We start from the raw sequence: 16,257 nt of genomic DNA, 5'->3' as shown, positions 1-16,257 counted from the left end.
GACCGCCCCTAGGTAGAGGGAACTGATTCGGGGATATTCGAAAGCTACACCGACTTGAAAGCCGTTCACTGAAGCCAAAATGGCCAAAAGCTCACAAAGCCAAATCGAAGGCCTTCACCAAACCCATAATCACCAAGCTCTTCCAGGTCGATATATCCCGCAAGACGCCTCGGTCGGCCCCCTCTCCCTCCGGGAGAGGGCTGGGGTGAGGGCCGCTTCTAATCACGAATTCCCCAGAACAACCACCCGATCAATCACCAGGTGATCCCGACACCTACATCACCCTGGCAACTGCAAATTATCCAACGCCCGATTCACCGCCAACTCCCCGAGCATGATCAACTGCGCAATCCCCGCCAGCGCCTGGCGCTGCGATGCCGGCAACAGACTGGCAACGTTCTGCGCGAGGGTTTTCGCCGAAGCGAGTGTTTCACTGGCATCGACCAGCAGTTCTTCGGTTTTGTTGTCCGCCGTCACGGCGTACATCCCACGGTATTTACGTTGGGGCGGCGTAGAACCGGGTGGACAGAGGTAATGGTCGAGCGCGCGGTCGGCAGCTTCGTGGAGTTTGTTTGAGTCGAGGGATTCGTAGGGGGAAACCGAGTCGGTTTCGGGCGGATTGGGTGTTGGTTTGATCATGGTGAAGCTCCTTGATGACTGGAGCCGCCACCGTTCGCGGTCAAACAAACAGGGTGGCAGCTGTGCGCGGGTTGACCGACCGGACATCAAGGAATCCGGCACACCCGAAGGTGTCCCACGCACAGCCACCGCGACATGATTTCAGACAATGCCTGAACACGTGCAGAACGCTGGCGCGCCTTGATATTGGGCGGACGGTCAAATCCGATCGCTGATTCGTCAACGACCGCACCACAATAGAACCCGCCCCCAAGGCGCACAAGCCGGCGGATTCTGGCGTAGCTGTAGGCAAAGGCGCAAGGGTGTGTAGCCTGAGAGAGTGTTTGGAAATGTCTTTTTAAACGTTGGTGTTTATCGCGTCTCATCGCGTCCTGCCGTCTAAAATCGATCCCATCACCTGTTGCCAAGGATTCCCCCTGCTCGCCCCGCCTCGCGGCCTCATCTAGCAGTCAATCAATAATTTGTAAGTAAATATTGAGCGCGCCGCCTGCCTCGGGCATGCTGCGCGCAGCACATTTACATGGACAGTAAAACTTTATGCGCCCCTCCAAGGACATGCCCTTTTCTTCGCGCGTACACGCTGGACACCCCCGCATTATTTTGGCGGCCGATACCCCTCGCCCCATATCGACTCCATTCCGGTCAAGGAAAACTGAAACTTTGAAAAGGAACATTTCATGAGTGGCAAACCTGCTGCGCGAGTGACAGATCCAACCAATTGCCCGCTCCCGGGGCATGGCACAAACCCTATTGTCAGCGGCTCGCCCAATGTGAATTTCGACGGCCTTGCCGCCGCTCGAATGACCGATAAATCCGCGTGCGGTAGCCCGATCACCGGAGCGGTCAGCTCGACGGTTTTTATCAATGGGCTGAATGCTGCGACCAAAGACAGTACCGGTGGCCACGGCAACGTGATTATCGGCGGATCCGGCACGGTCATTATCGGTGACACTGTCGTATCAGCGCCCTTCAGCGGCCTGCTGCCGATGCCAGTGCACTTTACTGACAAGTTCAGATTGGTTGACCAAGAATCGGGCAAACCGCTAGCCCATTTTGAATACGCCATTCAACGCGCTGACGGCAGCATGGAACATGGCGTAAGTGATCCGATGGGTTACACGCATGTAGTGAGTTCGCACCTGCCTGAAACCATCAAGCTGTTTCTTGAGGATTAAGGCATGGCTGAAGTGGTTAGCAAGAGTGGCAGGAAAATGTCTCCCGTCGCCACGAGAGAAGTGACGGCCGTCAAAGACACCGCCCCTAAAACTGTAGCGCTGGACGCTAAAAAACAGCTAAGACGGGCGGAGAATGAGGAGTATTTGAAGGATCCGAACGTGAAGGCATATTTGGCTGCCATTGCCAAAGCCGAAGGCGGTGACTACCACGCGAAATATGGATATGGCTGGGCAAAGGGTTTTCAAACCGGGAAATGGACGTTCACAGATGAGTCCACCCATCCAGGCGCCGGTTTCGGCGGATCAACTACGGCATCGGGCTTGTATCAAATAACCATTGCCACTTGGCGCGAGTATGGCGGCAAGATGGGGCTGACCGACTTTACGCCTCATACCCAAGACCTTATGGCGGTCGACATTCTGCGCACCCTCGGTGTGATCGACAAGATCAAGGCAGGTGACATCCCGGGCGCGATGCCGAAAGCCGCAACACGGTGGGCGGCACTTCCCGAGGGGCCCGGCAAGAAAAATCACTATCCACCGCAACCTTACGCCGAATATCCGGATTTTTTGTCGTACTACAAATCGGCTGGAGGAACCGTCAAATGAAGGCTTTGCACCTCATATTTGTCGCACTTTATTGCACGGGTATCAGCACAGCGTTTGCCGATGGCTCACAGGCGCCAAACGACAAGCGCGGGCCAGCAGGCATCGTCGTCGGTGAGCGTTTGGTGGCGGCCAAGTCCAAGCTAATCAAACAAGGCTGGAAGCCAACGCCGATGCATACCACCGACGGTTATGAATACAGCGGCGTGGAGCGTGAGTTGGCTGCACGCAAGTTCATCGAACTGGATACCTGTTCATTCGATAGCTCGCGCTGCATCTTGTACTACGCGAAGAAAGGTACTTGCCTACGCGTCGATACCATCGGAGAGCAGTTCAAGGACATGACGGTTACGCGATGGACCGATGAATGTCCTGAAATGCCTCAATAACCAGCCCCCACAGGTTTCAGCCTCGCACACACTATCTGTGACCAGCCTAAAACCCTGTGGGAGCGAGCCTGCTCGCGAAGGCGCCAGAATGACCACCCAATCAATCACCAGGTGATCCCGGCACCCGCATCACCCCGGCAACTGCAAATTATCCAGCGCCCGATTCACCGCCAATTCCCCGAGCATGATCAACTGGGCAATCCCCGCCAGCGCATGGCGCTGCGATGCAGGCAACAGGCTGGAGACGTTCTGGGCGATGGTTTTGGCCGAAGCGAGTGTTGCACTGGCATCGACCAGCAGTTCTTCGGTTTTGTTGTCCGCCGTCACGGCATACATCCCACGGTTTTTCCGTGGAGGCGGCGTGGAACCGGGTGGACAGAGGTAATGGTCGAGGGCGCGGTCGGCGGCTTCGTGGAGTTTTTTGGAATCGATGGATTCGTAGGGGGAAACCGACGCGGTTTCGGGCGGGTTAGGTGTTGGTTTGATCATGGTGAAGCTCCAAATTTATACCTGGTGGAACCACCAACACCTGTCGCTAAACAAGTAAGGGTGGCAGCTGTACGCGGGTTAGCGAACCGAGAGGTATAAGACCCGGCAGACCCGAAGGTCTCCCACGCACAGCCACCATATCGTCATCGCAAACGTCTGCGACAAACTGGAGCGTCGTTGAACTTATACCTGGTCGGGTCGCTAAACCCGGTCGCTGGGTTGCCAGCGACCCATAGACGATATAGACCAGGTACAAAGCCCACAAGCCGGCGGATTCTGGCGTAGCTGTTGTAGTGGTCAACTAATCCCGGACACGACGTTAAGTTTTTCTTCTGCCCGCGCTGGCGCCAACCCACCGTTGAATTGATGGGGTCGAATCCAGTTGTAGCGATGCATCAAGAATTGGCTGATATCACGCTGGGCTTCTTGAGCCGTTCTGTAGCCCGTGGTCGGTATCCATTCTGTTTTCAAGCTGCGGAACACGCGCTCCATCGGCGCGTTGTCCCAGCAATTTCCCCGCCGGCTCATGCTCTGGCGCATGCGATAACGCCACAGCCGCTGGCGAAAGAGTCGGCTTGCATATTGCGATCCCTGGTCCGAGTGGAATAGCAGATCCGAAGGCCTGCCACGCTGCTCATAAGCCATATCCAGCGCCTTGATCACCAGCTCAGCGTCCGGCTTTTCCGACAACGCCCAGCCCACGATCCGGCGTGTGCAAAGATCCAGCACGACAGCCAGGTAATGCCACTTTCCTTGCGCCCAAATGTAGGTGATGTCGCCGCACCACACTTGGTTGGGTGCCGGAACATCGAACTCCCGATTCAAGATGTTCGGGATATCCAACCGTTCAACTGTCGCTCGTTTATAGGCATGTGATCCGGGCTGTTTGCTTACTAAATCAAGCTCGCGCATCAGGCTGCGCACTTTGAATCGACCGAGCTGCTCACCGTCGTCACGCATCAGCGACAGGATGCTGCGGCTGCCCGAAGCACTGCGACTTTGCGAGAACAGCTCGCTCACCCGGCTGCGCAATCGAAGCCGTTCGACATCAGGTGTTCGGCGCCTAAGGCGCTGGGCGTAGTAACACGAGCGAGTGACATCAAACACCTTGCACAGCCAATCAGTCGGCTCATGGACGCTCAGCTGATTGATCAGCGCGTACGCTCGTGATCTTCCGACATCAAGAGCGCGGTAGCCTTTTTTAATATCGATTTTTCCCGTTCAAGGCGGGCGATCCGGGCTTCCAGCTCCTGGATTTTCTGCTGTTCCGGGGTCAGCGCTTTGCTCTGTGGAGTGACGCCTTGGCGCTCCTGCTGAACCTGATCAACCCAGCGGCGCAGGGCCGACTCGCCGACGCCGAGTGAACGGCTGGCTTCGATGTAGCTGTAGTTTTGCTTGAGCACGAGGTCGGCAGCCTCGCGTTTGAATTCAGCGGAAAAGACACGACGTTGTTTGGTCATCTGACACCTCAATCTGGCGAGCATTCTCGCCTAAATGGGTGTCCGGTTTCATTAGACCACTACATGTAGGCAAAGGCGCAAGGGCGTGTAGCCTGAGAGAGTGTCTGGAGATGTCTTTTTAAACATTGGCGTTTATCGAGACCTCATTTCGTCACGTACCAGCAACAGATCCATCCCCTTATCCCAACAGACGTAAGAAAATGGCCGAGATTGCTAGCCTGGTGCTTACTCGAACAGTCCTAAATATTCCGCCCAACCATACAAAGCCAGAATTCCCAGCAGAGAAAATGCATTCAATCGACATGGAATTTCGACCCACCGCCGCAAATCCAGCGGAAGGCTCCGGACATCTTCGAGGGCGCCCGGGTTATCCAGCAACAGGCGCGAAGGACGTTTACGAAGCAAAGCAGTGATCAGATTGAGCCTGTACCTGCGCGCCGAACAACCGGAACGTCCCATCTGCGGGCAGTTGTGGAGCAGGAAGCAATTTTCAAGGTGCAATTCAATTTCGGAAAGCTTGAAATACCCGACATAGATCATCACCAGAACGTTGGAGATGACCAGCACCAGTAACGCAATGCCGGTGGCGGCGAACAGAAGTTTGATTTCAGTCATGGGGAGAGTCTTCGTAAACGACCTCACCGATGGACTGATTTTCTTTTTGCCCCATTACAAAAAACCTCTGTATTTCCCATACAGCCAAAGCAGTGACGTCCCGCCGCACACGAAATAGCCAACATGAAACGGACACGTCGCCCAGAACCTGAGTCCTCTGGGAAGGCGTTGAACGGCGTCGATCAGCAAGGGTTCCTGCCGTTGGATACTCTTGGACGTAATCAACCGACTGACAGCGGTCATCCGCTGAGTTCTCGAGTAAAAACTTCCCCCTGATGAACCACAGTCCATGGATAAATACAGCCACTCATCAAAGTGTTTTTCCAGAGCGTCGAGTTTTGTATAAACGGCGTAGAAAATCATTGCGCAGTTGATCACGCCCATCACGATCTGCGCCCCACATGCCCAGGCAAATACTGTGCTGGTGATTTCCATTAATCGGAATACTCATGAATTTCTTGCCCCAATAACTCTCCTAGCTCCGTCATCTTTGTTCCTGTCTCCACGGACCCTGCCGCACCGACCACAAGCACACACACGAGTTTTCCCATTGCCCAATCACCGTTACGCACAGCATCGATGAGTTTTTGCTCATTCGCGCCTTGCATGTAGTTATCACGATGCAGGCCCATGGCGTTTAACAAGTCGTCGAATCCGGGCAAGTCGTCCGGGCGATTCAATGCCTGTCGGAAGTGTTCCATGGATTGGTAGGAATCGAGGATCTGCCCTCGCTGGCCATGGACCTCGCTTTGTGGGATGAGTCTGGTCACGTCCGTGTCCCGTTCTGAAAACGCAGGACTTTGGCGAACGGACTCAGATTTGAATGCAGGATGGATCGGTGTTCGTTGTAGGGAAAATCCGGTTTTCTGAATCGCAGACGCCGCGCTCAAACCATCAATGTTTTAAGGCGGTACTGGGTGGGGCAGAAAATAGATCCGTCGCCACTGTTTGCTCCCACAGGTATCAGCGTCGTACACAACATCTGCAATCAGCATAAAACCCTGTGGGAGCGAGCCTGCTCGCGAAGGCGCCAGAATGAACACCCGATCAATCACCAGGTGATCCCGGCACCCGCATCACTCCGGCAATTGCAAATTATCCAGCGCCCGATTCACCGCCAACTCCCCGAGCATGATCAACTGCGCAATCCCCGCCAGCGCCTGACGCTGCGCTGCCGGCAACAGGCTGGAGACGTTCTGGGCGATGGTTTTGGCCGAAGCAAGTGTTGCACTGGCATCGACCAGCAGTTCTTCGGTTTTGTTGTCCGCCGTCACGGCATACATCCCACGGTTTTTACGTGGGGGCGGCGTGGAACCGGGTGGACAGAGGTAATGGTCGAGCGCGCGGTCGGCGGCTTCGTGGAGTTTTTTGGAATCGATGGATTCGTAGGGGGAAACCGAGGCGGTTTCGGGCGGGTTGGGTGTTGGTTTGATCATGAGTGAATCTCCAAATCATAGAAAAGGAGCCATCATCTTTCGCTACCAAACGAAGGGGTGGTGGCCATACGAAGGTTGGTAGACCGGTGACTTGGAGAACCGGCGCGCCCGAAGACGCCCTGCGCATGGCCACCATAAATACACAGCCCCAAAAGGACCTATATCGGGTGACGCTATGCGCCAAGTCTAGGCCGGGCTACCAAACCCGATCGCTGATTCGTCAGCGACCGGACCACAATAGAACCCGACCCAAAAGCGCACAAGCCGGCGGATTCTGGCGTAGCTGTAGGCAAAGGCGCAAGGATGTGTAGCCTGGGAGAGTGTTTGGAGATGTCTTTTAAACGTTGGTGTTTATCAGAACCTTTACTCCGTCTCAGATAGCTCAACAGCCCCTCCCTTTATCCCAACAGACGAAAGAAATGGCCGAGATTGCGAGTCTTAAATGACAACCTCGGCCTAGTGACCAGTTCGATTTTTACCGGCACATCTCGACGTCGTCCTGGGTTTCCAAGCCTGTACCGATTCCCAACAGGTACTAGCAGTAATCAATGATCTCATTTCCTTTGCCATCAGGCGCCCTATCGTGACTGTCCCCCACCCCCTGCACTTCGTCCCAGCCAATAACTTTTACGACGAAAAACCCAGCGAACGCAGGACTCATTGCATGAGGCCTATCGATGCATGCTTTTCGGGTGTTGATAACTTCTAACGCCCGCCATCGGCGTAAAGCGAATATAAGCACAAGTCAATTACTATCACCCTCACAACACCTTACCGCAGGTATTCGTGGCGATTTTTCCTAACAAATCTACCCACCGGCAAAGTGCACGATTCAAAATTATTAAAAAAAAACAGCTAGCCACTCACTAATACGCAGGCTTCACCCCTGAAAAAAGGCAGGGTTTCTACATTAGATTTTCTTCAGCAGACGACCACAACGTACCGCAAGCAATTGATTTTAATGAAAACACCTCTGAATCAGCATACAAATTTATCTCAGCTATGCTTTATACAGATGCTATATCGCTCTTGGAAAACCCGGTAAGGCCTACCCAATGACTGATTATGATAAATATACCGAAGATGTAACTGACGACATAAAAACCTGCATTGACGCAATGAACTGCCAGCCAATTCTGTTCGTGGGATCTGGACTTACAAGGCGATATCTAAGTGGTCCTAGCTGGGAGGAGCTTCTGTTTTCTCTCAGTGAGTCATGTCCAGAAATAGACAAAAAATTTGCGTACTATCTGCAACGCTATCCTAATTTGGTTGATATAGGTACTGTATTCTCTGAAAAATATAATGACTGGGCTTGGGGCGAGGGAGAGAAGCAATTCCCAGCAGAGCTTTTTGGAGCTGGCAATAGCTCTGATATTTACTTCAAGTACGCAATTTGTGAAATTTTCAAAGGCCTATTAGAGCAGGCCGACAATTGGGAAGATCGCGAAATCGAATTATTAAGAAGAATACACCCCCACTCAATTATAACTACAAATTACGACTGCTTTTTGGAAATAGTCTTCCCAAACTACACACCAATAGTTGGGCAAAAAATTCTTTACGCGAACCACTCAAGTATCGGCGAGATTTTTAAAATCCACGGATGCTCATCTGACCCAAGTAGCATCGTCATTAACAGGGAGGACTATGACAACTTTCTAAGAAAGAAGAAATATTTAAGCGCGAAGATGCTAGCTTTCTTTGCAGAGCACCCATTGATATTTATTGGATATGGCGCCGAAGACCCAAATATTAAGACGATACTTTCTGATATCGATGAAATCCTTTCAGAGAATGGTGAATTGATTCCAAACATCTACCTGCTTGAATGGTCGGCAAAAGAGGTAACCGGCTACCCCAGGCGTGAGCGTTTAATTTCTGTAGCCGAAAATAAAAGCATAAGAATAAAAAGCATAGTCGCACACGATTACTCTTGGGTTTATGAAGCTTTCGGAGCGAATCAAGCGCTTGAAAATGTCAACCCTAAGCTGCTCCGCGCTCTTCTTGCTAGGACTTATGAACTTGTTCGGTCCGACATACCAAAAAACCCTATACAAGTTGACTACACAGTACTATCCAACGTTTCCTCTTCTGATGGCGAACTTGCTAAGCTCTATGGAATAGCTGACGTTTCTGGCGGATTAGACTTCAATACCAACTTTCCATACACCCCTTCTACCTTAGGTATAAGCCTTGGATTCAAAGGTTGGCACGATGCCAACAAACTAATCTTGATACTGAAAAGCACCAGCGGAATTGATATAAAATCTTTTGACAACAAATATCACTGCGCCGTTATGAACGGAGCACAAATTCAGTCGCACCGATACTCTAATCTATTGCGAAAGTTACTGGAGAAAATCAGGGACGGTGATGAATATGAGTTGGATCTACCCAGATAGAAATATTAAACCTCCAGATAAAAAACAATCAGAACAATTGCAATCACCAAAAGGAAACCAAAAAACCTTTATGCAGCAAACCTCCTCAAAATTAAAAACATGAGAAAAGAAGTTAACAAACCATTTAGAATCAAGCATTTCACCTATTAAATTTCTCAAAACATTCGATGCCAATTTGATATATACGTTTAGCATGGTGAGCGTAGGAAAATGCGCGGAATGATGGCAAACTGACAGTTCGATGCTGTCGTCGGGGACTAGAAAGGGATTTTTTATGCCGGATCGTCAAGAACTGATTCAACAACTTCTTGAAATCATTAGTGATTATAGAAAAGATTCATTGCTATCTCGACCTGATGCTCCTCATGTAGAACGTTGGATAGCTCAATTTCCCGAAGCGGAACGAGATCAAGTTCTTCGAGAAATGATTTTTACACTCGACAGGACTTATTTTTCCAAGGACAAGGTAAAGGGTATTTTTTCGAGCTTGCTTTTTGATAACAAACCAATCAGTGATGCCGAATTAATATTTTGGAAAAGTGCTTCACTTTTAGATATTCAGAAAGGCGGCAACAGTCAGCATGAGTTTTCTAAATTGGTATCCAACCTCATTACAGAACGCTCCGGTTTTAAGATGCCTATAAACGCTCCTGAAGTTCGAAACTATCTATATATAGATGATGTAGTTTTTTCCGGAAATAGGTTATTGAGCGACCTAAGATCTTGGATCACCAATGTAGCACCTAAAGAAGCAAGGCTTTATATAGTAGTTATTGGACTACATTTGGGCGGCGAGTGGTATGCTGGGAAAAAGTTAGAAGAACTAATTTCCGAGAGCGGAAAAAAAATCTCCGTAGCGTGGCATTACTCTCTAAAAATCGAAGATAGGCTGCGCCATATAAATACCTCTGACGTCTTAAGGCCTGTTAGTGCACCACAAGATGCGCTAATATCGAATTATATTTCAAATATGACTCACAAACCTACGTTTCGAGTTGCGGGAGAAACAGGGAAGCTTGGATTCTTTTCTTCGGAATTAGGACGCCAAACTCTGGAGCGCTCTTTCCTTACCGCCGGAGTTCACATATTAGACGTTTGCAAAAATCTTGGAGCAAAGAACAGACCACTTGGATATAGTTCCTTAGAAACTCTCGGATTTGGATCAATGATTGTGACATATAGAAACTGTCCAAACAACGCGCCATTAGCACTCTGGGTAAATCATCCGTGGTATCCTCTGCTTCCTAGATCCACGAATGCTGATGCCGCGTTGCATCGCGCTCTGGCTGAGGTGTTATAGAGGTGAGTATGAAAAAAGTCGCCATTCGTGAGTATGATCGGCGAAACAGCATTGTCTTCTTAAAGACTCAAGATGCATTCGGCGGACTATCAAACATGGCTGCCGGCTATAACATAACAATAAATAATGTAAAAATATTTACGTCTGAAGCGTTGTATCAATCCTGCCGTTTTCCTCATCGCCCAGATGTGCAGCGTCTAATAATAGAGCAGACGAGTCCGATGACAGCAAAAATGCGCTCAAAGCCATTTAAAAACGACTCTAGACCGGACTGGTTACGAGTTAGAGTTCGAATAATGAGTTGGTGCATCAAGGCTAAACTAATTCAAAACTGGGAAAAGTTCTCTACCTTATTAGAGAGCACAGGTGATTTCCCAATAGTTGAGCAATCAAGAAAGGATCAGTTTTGGGGAGCAACGCCTATAGATGACCACAGGCTAGTGGGCGCCAATGTCTTAGGGAGATTGCTGATGGAGTTACGTGAAAATATAAGACTGGGAGACTTTAACTCTAGCGAACTCTGCACTTTAGACATCCCAGATTTTTATCTTTTTGGAGCACCTATTGATAAAGTTTTATACAGGGAAATTGAACCACTATCACACATGGGCGACCTATTTTAGTTGATATTACAAAAAATGGAGCGGATTTATTTTTCAAAAATGGATCCGCCCCTTTTGCTCCTAGGGACGGCCCATTGGTTTGCTAGGTTAACCTTACAATCACAACTCTTGAGGCTTAATTTTTTTTGTGACGAAATCATTGAAAGTTTTTGTAAATCCCCTTCTAAAATTCGACGTATACAGTTCCTTCGCTGAATTATTAAGCAGCTCCAGATTTTCATAACTAAATTCTGGCTTTGTTACTGTTGACTCATAAAAATTTAGCTGTGGCACGGAAGGTAAATCTAATCTTGGTGAGTTAATGAGAAGCCCCCCTAAGGTCTCTGCTACCTTTGCATTATTATCAACATTCCCTCGAAGAAGCCTATTTATACTAGAAACAACTAAGTCAGCAACCTGCAGCCCTGGAGTTTTATCTGAATCATAAAATCCTGAATTGTTATTCAAGAGTTTTTGAAAGTCGAAGGGCACCATTGAGTTAGAGATTGCCGCATAATCCGCTCCGTAAAGCCTCTTCCTTTCAGATAATTCTTCGCTGCTCATTCCGGAAAACTTGGACTTACTGCCATAGTTCTTGAAAAAATAGTCGTAGCCATTTCCAATATCAGGCAACCCCCTAGGTTCGCTTATAAAGTTAACCTGGACGGAGGGTGGCATCATTTTAAAAAAAAGGGACTCGAAAGTTGCTATGCCCTTTTTCTTTTTGTCGGTTTTTCTATCGTAAATCCATGTGAATCTCGATAGCTCGCGCGGATCTGTGCGGCCATAGTGAGCTATAGTTTTGTCAAGCATGAATGAGATTAGCGCTGACTGAAGTATTATTTGATTATACTCTTGGGCACTTGACTGCTCTATTAGACTAGCGATTTCCTCCAATTCTTTTCGCATGAGTAAAACATCTTCGCTGCTGAACGTATCACCAGTCAGAGCCACATACCTTTCTCTCGCTTCTATTTGGTCTCTTTTATGCTGCCTGGTCTTATCATCGTTAAGTACGGAGCGATTTGTCGTCATCGCATGTACGATGCAGTTCGCTCCCTTAAGTTTATCGATGAATTCTACAAAGCATGCAGACTCTGGATCAGGTCTTCTTTCGATTTCTTCATCAGGCTTTATATTTAAACTCTTCTTTAAATCTATAAGAGCGCTTTTAACTTTCTTTTCGGATTGATGCGGCACAGCAACAGCTCCGACCGTGCACCACGCCTTATCTATTGACGCAAAATCTGAGTGAGTACTAAACCATCCGGATTCATCTATGTATATATTCATTATTTAGCTCGCATTAAAATTTTCAGCAGATTTTTTAACTTCCAATAAAGCGTTTTTACCCGCACTAAGGAATTCTGCGACAGTGAAGCGTCATAAATTCTGAGATGAGGATTGGGGAAATGGTTGCAGATCCGTTTACCAGCGAAGACCGAGGCACGAACCAGCCTTTTTTAATCATCGACTGATTCCCGATAGCGTGCATCACACTCAAGTAAAGGCAACGAACTCGAAACACTTATTTAAATCTTCCCTTCAATCTCACGAACAATACCGACAAGGCTAGTGCCAACAAAAGAATTATCTCGCCTCCAATCACCATTATTTTTTGATTTCTGCACATAAAAACTATTACCTTTCTCGCAAACCCTGTAGGAAACTGCTGAGTAAGTTAAAACAGGGCACCCTTCAATTACCGACCAGTCTGGAATACTTGCTTTGATATTATTGAGATGTGTATAGAAAGCAGAAGCAGACTCGAATCGTTTCCTTGGATCTACGTGAACTGCTTTCCTTATCGTTCTTTTAAGCTTGTCGGGCACCCAAACAGGAAGTGTAGAGAGATCTAGGATCTGACCCCGCTGAATTTTCTTCTTGATGCAACTGTCGATAAACATTGCTTGGTCAGCTCTCGACGGAAGCTGATCATGCTCTCGTCTCTGCGCCTTAGTTAGCCAAGCCATTTCTTCATAAGGAAGATAGCCACCTAATAGTTGATACAGTATTATCCCACACTGATACAAATCGCCTGCAAACCCATAAGAATCGGCCTCAAACGATTCTGGTGGTCTATAAATTAAAGCGTGGCTTGATGCAGGTATTGAATCTAAGTCTTCCGGAATGTATTTAATCGACCCGAAGTCCCCAATAATTGACCTTCCATCGTCCCCAACGTAAATATTGGATGGCTTTAAATCCCGGTGCAAGTATCGACGCTGGTGAAGGTGAACAACTCCACTCAAAATCTGTCTTGTTTGTTCAATAGCTCGTAAGTTACTGTGCTCGGTTCTTTCTAGGAGGTCGTCAAGATCCCCATCCAGACGTGGAGTGACGAAATAAGCCCATTCACCGTCAAGTAAGCCGGCACTTTTCACTGGCAAAATATTAGGAGCCTCAATTAAAGCCAGAGTACTGGGTTCCGCATGATACTTAGCATTGCCACCCCAATAATAAAATTTTACAGCCACTTCATTTTTTAGGATTCTGTTCTCTCCGAAGAACAAATAACCATTAGCCCCTTTGTTTACTTCCCTCTTGAAAATTATATCTTTACTCAAAATTCTTAGCTGATCCCTTATACGCTGCGGAGCTCCGACGGCATCAATTAAAATTCCCGTCATAACTCATGCTTCCGAATATATAAAGCGGCAGCTTTGAAAGCATCATGTTGATATTTTTTTAGATCGGGAGCCATGTCAAAAGGGATCTTTTTTTCAGCAGCTGCCATTCCTTGAGCGGTCACAAATACAACCTCTGCAACGCCATTAAGTTGGATTAGTGACTCCATTTTAAAAGATATCGCACCCGCTGCCATTTTCCCTTTTTGTGGCCGTTTTTTTATAACTACCAGTTCAACATCATGTTGCCTAACGAAACCTTGAAAGGTCTCAAAGAAAGATTTTATATCGTCACTAGATTCGTCATTGCCCAGCTTGATTTTCTGCGACTCTTTACCAAGAAAGAGATACCCTGCATTTCCTTTTTTCACCAGGACTAGCACTGCCTCAGAGCCTGATAGATCTATTCCACATATTTTTTTCATAAAGTCCCTTTTACAACCGAAAGTTTTACATGATGGTTGAACCTACTGCGCTCAAAACTAGCATTTGGCCATCAAGGCGTCTACGTCTGTCTCGTGGATAGCAGTTTCCTGACAGGCTCCCCTTACCGAAACCTCCTTAGTATCGGGTCGGTTTTCAGGTTAGCAACATCAATTCTCCGGCACCTCGGTCCAGAAAAACGGTGCACGCGAGCCTTTTGATCGGCGACGCAAAACGGGCCGAAGCTGATATAAAACTCGCATCCGACCGGCTGCTTTAGTTCGAAAACAGACCACAATTTTTTTGGCTCGTCCGTTTACTCCTACTGCGTAGATAGGCCTTAACTGTCACCCGACCAAATCAAAAAATGACTAACTTGAACCCAACAATCTAGGGTCGAGTAAACCTAGGCAACACCACCCCCTCCACCAACCTCTCCACCCCCAACCTTACCCTATCCCCACCCTGCTCAATCACCACCCCATCCCCCTCCACCGCCACCAACGTCACCCCAGGCCCCACCCGCTCCCCCGGCAAAAAACTCCTCGGCGGCCCATCGTTCAAACTCAATATCGCCACCGCAGCAGACCCACCCGCCATCACCCCACTCACCTTGATATCCACCGGCGCCATTTGATTGGAAAACCACTGCAACGCCGGGCTATCACTCCGCGCCGCAAGCAATTGCGGCGCGGCCGCTGGTGTGTGCGATTCCGCACTGGTCAGCAGCAACGACGACCACGTCGCCACGCCCACCAGCGCTGCAACCAGTGCCAATACCTGAACCATTTGTGGCGGCGAAACACGTGTGGCGAATGTCATGGGCTGAATCTCCTTTTTATCCCTGCGTTCAGCCTACGCGGCAATTCTCTCCGTTTTATTTCACACGCCTTACATGTTCGCCGTGCACTCTGGAAATCGACGCAAAGGAGCGCGCAACCGATGAACGTGGGCAAGCAACAAGGCTTCACTCTGATCGAGCTGATGGTGGTGCTGGTGATCATCGGTATCGCCAGTGCGGCGATCAGCCTGAGTATCAAGCCGGATCCGTTGCAGTTGCTGCGCAAGGATGCCGAGCGTGTGGCGCAGTTGCTGCAGGTCGCGCAGGCCGAGGCGCGGGCGGATGGTCGGCCGATTGTGTGGTTGAGCGATGCCAAGGGGTTTCGGTTTAGTCGGCGTGGCGACGGTGGCAAGGGGTTTGATCATTTTGCGCAGGATCAGCAGTTGCGTCCGCGTGCCTGGCAGAGTCCGAAAATTGATGTGCGGGTGGAGCCGAAGCAGAGGGTTGTGCTGAACGCTGAGTGGATCAATCCGCCGCTGCAATTGATGTTGTCGGATGGCTTGAATCGGTTGAGCGTGGTGCGCGATGGCGCTGGGCGGATCAGTATCCAATGAAGAATCAGCACGGTTTTACCCTGATTGAGGTGATGGTCGCGATTTTGCTGATGGCGGTGGTGAGTCTGATTGCCTGGCGGGGGCTGGACAGTGTGACGCGGGCGGACAGTCATTTGCAGGCGAGCGCTGAGCAGAGCGACAGTTTGTTGCGGGCGCTGAATCAGTTGCAGCGGGATGTGGAGATGCGGGCGGGGATTGAGTTGACTGAGCCGAAGAAGGTTGGGGTGGATGATGAGCCGCCGAGTGCCCCGCCCGCTCTGACTGTGCGCAGTAGCGACAGTAAGGGGTTTCGGCTGGACATTATTCGCAGTGCGGCGGATCAGCCGGGGGCGTTGCAGCGGGTGCGGTGGTGGGTCAAGGGCGACACGTTGTATCGGGCGGTGGCTGAGGCGCGGAGTCGGTATCCGTTGCCGGCGCCTGGGAATGGGGTTGCTGTTTTGAGTGATGTCAGTGATGTGCAGGTGCGGGTTTGGGAGGTGGATAAAGGGTGGCGGCAGTTGAGTGGGAATCGGCGGGAGGATCCGTTGGGGTTGGAGATTCGGTTGACGCGGGGGACGGCGCAGGGGGTGGAGAAGTATCGGCAGGTGATTGGGCCGTTGGAGTGACATATATCCCTTCTGATCGGATATTCCTGTAGGAGCTGCCGAAGGCTGCGATCTTTTGACTTTGAAGATCAAAAGATCGCAGCCTTCGGCA

At 49.7% G+C, this 16,257-nt stretch carries 19 protein-coding genes; 8 read left to right on the top strand and 11 right to left on the bottom strand.

Annotation, left to right across the window (positions count from 1 at the left end; genetic code table 11):
- Window positions 1–279 precede the first annotated feature (279 nt).
- Window positions 280–639 (bottom strand): DUF6124 family protein, encoded by a 360-nt coding sequence (locus tag C2E19_RS13725; protein ID WP_129393058.1) that lies wholly within the window; start codon window positions 637–639, stop codon window positions 280–282.
- A 677-nt stretch (window positions 640–1,316) separates the two neighbouring features.
- Between C2E19_RS13725 and C2E19_RS13720 the strand changes: the two genes are divergently transcribed.
- From C2E19_RS13720 to C2E19_RS13710, 3 genes are read left to right on the top strand one after another with little or no spacing between them, the layout of a single operon-like run.
- Window positions 1,317–1,814, top strand: coding sequence for a PAAR domain-containing protein (locus C2E19_RS13720; protein ID WP_129393055.1), 498 nt, complete (start codon window positions 1,317–1,319; stop codon window positions 1,812–1,814).
- Between the two features lie 3 nt (window positions 1,815–1,817).
- A complete protein-coding gene (locus tag C2E19_RS13715; protein ID WP_218570001.1) occupies window positions 1,818–2,423 on the top strand; it encodes a hypothetical protein in 606 nt (201 codons plus the stop codon).
- Complete coding sequence (locus tag C2E19_RS13710; protein ID WP_129393052.1) at window positions 2,420–2,809, top strand: hypothetical protein; 390 nt, start codon at window positions 2,420–2,422, stop codon at window positions 2,807–2,809. The genes C2E19_RS13715 and C2E19_RS13710 overlap by 4 nt, the downstream gene beginning before the upstream one ends.
- A 129-nt stretch (window positions 2,810–2,938) precedes the next feature.
- Here the strand turns inward: C2E19_RS13710 and C2E19_RS13705 are convergent, their stop codons facing one another.
- The 6 genes from C2E19_RS13705 to C2E19_RS13680 all read right to left on the bottom strand — a co-directional run bounded on the left by C2E19_RS13705 (window position 2,939) and on the right by C2E19_RS13680 (window position 6,809).
- A complete protein-coding gene (locus C2E19_RS13705) occupies window positions 2,939–3,298 on the bottom strand; it encodes a DUF6124 family protein (protein WP_064119814.1) in 360 nt (119 codons plus the stop codon).
- Between the two features lie 297 nt (window positions 3,299–3,595).
- A protein-coding gene (locus C2E19_RS13700) for an IS3 family transposase (RefSeq protein WP_129388083.1) occupies window positions 3,596–4,758 on the bottom strand; the annotation gives its coding sequence in 2 pieces (ribosomal slippage) (window positions 3,596–4,503 and window positions 4,503–4,758; 1,164 coding nt in all).
- Between the two features lie 225 nt (window positions 4,759–4,983).
- Entirely contained in the window at window positions 4,984–5,373 is a 390-nt protein-coding gene (locus C2E19_RS13695) for a hypothetical protein (protein WP_129393048.1), read from the bottom strand.
- A 54-nt stretch (window positions 5,374–5,427) separates the two neighbouring features.
- The gene (locus C2E19_RS13690) at window positions 5,428–5,808 is read right to left on the bottom strand and encodes a hypothetical protein (RefSeq protein WP_129393045.1); all 381 of its coding nucleotides are present in this window, start codon (window positions 5,806–5,808) and stop codon (window positions 5,428–5,430) included.
- Window positions 5,808–6,143 (bottom strand): hypothetical protein, encoded by a 336-nt coding sequence (locus tag C2E19_RS13685; protein WP_129393042.1) that lies wholly within the window; start codon window positions 6,141–6,143, stop codon window positions 5,808–5,810. Before C2E19_RS13685 ends, C2E19_RS13690 begins: the two co-directional genes overlap by 1 nt.
- A 306-nt stretch (window positions 6,144–6,449) precedes the next feature.
- Window positions 6,450–6,809, bottom strand: a complete 360-nt coding sequence (locus C2E19_RS13680; protein WP_129393039.1) for a DUF6124 family protein — start codon at window positions 6,807–6,809, stop codon at window positions 6,450–6,452.
- A gap of 1,055 nt (window positions 6,810–7,864) precedes the next feature.
- On the opposite strand from C2E19_RS13680, the gene C2E19_RS13675 reads away from it, so the two are divergent.
- The 3 genes from C2E19_RS13675 to C2E19_RS13665 all read left to right on the top strand — a co-directional run bounded on the left by C2E19_RS13675 (window position 7,865) and on the right by C2E19_RS13665 (window position 11,137).
- Window positions 7,865–9,214, top strand: a complete 1,350-nt coding sequence (locus tag C2E19_RS13675; protein WP_129393036.1) for an SIR2 family protein — start codon at window positions 7,865–7,867, stop codon at window positions 9,212–9,214.
- Window positions 9,215–9,488: 274 nt separating this feature from the next.
- A complete protein-coding gene (locus C2E19_RS13670) occupies window positions 9,489–10,514 on the top strand; it encodes a hypothetical protein (RefSeq protein ID WP_129393033.1) in 1,026 nt (341 codons plus the stop codon).
- 8 nt (window positions 10,515–10,522) lie between these two features.
- Window positions 10,523–11,137: an NADAR family protein gene (locus tag C2E19_RS13665; RefSeq protein ID WP_129393030.1), complete on the top strand. Its 615-nt coding sequence runs from the start codon at window positions 10,523–10,525 to the stop codon at window positions 11,135–11,137.
- A gap of 99 nt (window positions 11,138–11,236) precedes the next feature.
- Here C2E19_RS13665 and C2E19_RS13660 read toward each other — a convergent pair whose 3' ends face one another.
- The 4 genes from C2E19_RS13660 to C2E19_RS13645 all read right to left on the bottom strand — a co-directional run bounded on the left by C2E19_RS13660 (window position 11,237) and on the right by C2E19_RS13645 (window position 14,988).
- Window positions 11,237–12,409 carry a DUF3800 domain-containing protein gene (locus C2E19_RS13660; protein WP_129393027.1) on the bottom strand — a complete coding sequence of 391 codons (1,173 nt, stop codon included), beginning with the start codon at window positions 12,407–12,409 and terminating at the stop codon, window positions 11,237–11,239.
- Between the two features lie 239 nt (window positions 12,410–12,648).
- Entirely contained in the window at window positions 12,649–13,746 is a 1,098-nt protein-coding gene (locus C2E19_RS13655; RefSeq protein WP_129393024.1) for a protein kinase, read from the bottom strand.
- Window positions 13,743–14,168, bottom strand: a complete 426-nt coding sequence (locus tag C2E19_RS13650) for a DUF3010 family protein (RefSeq protein ID WP_129393021.1) — start codon at window positions 14,166–14,168, stop codon at window positions 13,743–13,745. The genes C2E19_RS13655 and C2E19_RS13650 overlap by 4 nt, the downstream gene beginning before the upstream one ends.
- Before the next feature lie 388 nt (window positions 14,169–14,556).
- A complete protein-coding gene (locus C2E19_RS13645) occupies window positions 14,557–14,988 on the bottom strand; it encodes a general secretion pathway protein GspC (RefSeq protein ID WP_129393018.1) in 432 nt (143 codons plus the stop codon).
- 120 nt (window positions 14,989–15,108) lie between these two features.
- Here C2E19_RS13645 and gspH point away from each other — a divergent pair, with 120 nt between their 5' ends.
- Window positions 15,109–15,561, top strand: a complete 453-nt coding sequence (gene gspH, locus C2E19_RS13640) for a type II secretion system minor pseudopilin GspH (protein WP_129393015.1) — start codon at window positions 15,109–15,111, stop codon at window positions 15,559–15,561.
- A complete protein-coding gene (locus C2E19_RS13635) occupies window positions 15,558–16,166 on the top strand; it encodes a prepilin-type N-terminal cleavage/methylation domain-containing protein (RefSeq protein WP_129393012.1) in 609 nt (202 codons plus the stop codon). The genes gspH and C2E19_RS13635 overlap by 4 nt, the downstream gene beginning before the upstream one ends.
- Window positions 16,167–16,257 lie beyond the last annotated feature (91 nt).

This window comes from Pseudomonas sp. DTU12.3, assembly GCF_004124275.1.
Taxonomy (GTDB): Bacteria; Pseudomonadota; Gammaproteobacteria; order Pseudomonadales; family Pseudomonadaceae; genus Aquipseudomonas; species Aquipseudomonas helmanticensis.
Note: the sequence above shows the minus strand (reverse complement) of the source record. Positions and strands in the feature narration are given on the sequence as shown.

Bases quoted from the DNA above. Each gene is read 5' to 3' on its own strand.
- C2E19_RS13650 (WP_129393021.1), bottom strand. From the start codon at position 14,168: ATGAAAAAAATATGTGGAATAGATCTATCAGGCTCTGAGGCAGTGCTA.
- C2E19_RS13725 (WP_129393058.1), bottom strand. From the start codon at position 639: ATGATCAAACCAACACCCAATCCGCCCGAAACCGACTCGGTTTCCCCC.
- C2E19_RS13645 (WP_129393018.1), bottom strand. From the start codon at position 14,988: ATGACATTCGCCACACGTGTTTCGCCGCCACAAATGGTTCAGGTATTG.
- C2E19_RS13705 (WP_064119814.1), bottom strand. From the start codon at position 3,298: ATGATCAAACCAACACCTAACCCGCCCGAAACCGCGTCGGTTTCCCCC.
- C2E19_RS13665 (WP_129393030.1), top strand. From the start codon at position 10,523: ATGAAAAAAGTCGCCATTCGTGAGTATGATCGGCGAAACAGCATTGTC.
- C2E19_RS13655 (WP_129393024.1), bottom strand. From the start codon at position 13,746: ATGACGGGAATTTTAATTGATGCCGTCGGAGCTCCGCAGCGTATAAGG.
- C2E19_RS13660 (WP_129393027.1), bottom strand. From the start codon at position 12,409: ATGAATATATACATAGATGAATCCGGATGGTTTAGTACTCACTCAGAT.
- C2E19_RS13690 (WP_129393045.1), bottom strand. From the start codon at position 5,808: ATGGAAATCACCAGCACAGTATTTGCCTGGGCATGTGGGGCGCAGATC.
- C2E19_RS13695 (WP_129393048.1), bottom strand. From the start codon at position 5,373: ATGACTGAAATCAAACTTCTGTTCGCCGCCACCGGCATTGCGTTACTG.
- C2E19_RS13675 (WP_129393036.1), top strand. From the start codon at position 7,865: ATGACTGATTATGATAAATATACCGAAGATGTAACTGACGACATAAAA.
- gspH (WP_129393015.1), top strand. From the start codon at position 15,109: ATGAACGTGGGCAAGCAACAAGGCTTCACTCTGATCGAGCTGATGGTG.
- C2E19_RS13635 (WP_129393012.1), top strand. From the start codon at position 15,558: ATGAAGAATCAGCACGGTTTTACCCTGATTGAGGTGATGGTCGCGATT.
- C2E19_RS13680 (WP_129393039.1), bottom strand. From the start codon at position 6,809: ATGATCAAACCAACACCCAACCCGCCCGAAACCGCCTCGGTTTCCCCC.
- C2E19_RS13710 (WP_129393052.1), top strand. From the start codon at position 2,420: ATGAAGGCTTTGCACCTCATATTTGTCGCACTTTATTGCACGGGTATC.
- C2E19_RS13715 (WP_218570001.1), top strand. From the start codon at position 1,818: ATGGCTGAAGTGGTTAGCAAGAGTGGCAGGAAAATGTCTCCCGTCGCC.
- C2E19_RS13720 (WP_129393055.1), top strand. From the start codon at position 1,317: ATGAGTGGCAAACCTGCTGCGCGAGTGACAGATCCAACCAATTGCCCG.
- C2E19_RS13670 (WP_129393033.1), top strand. From the start codon at position 9,489: ATGCCGGATCGTCAAGAACTGATTCAACAACTTCTTGAAATCATTAGT.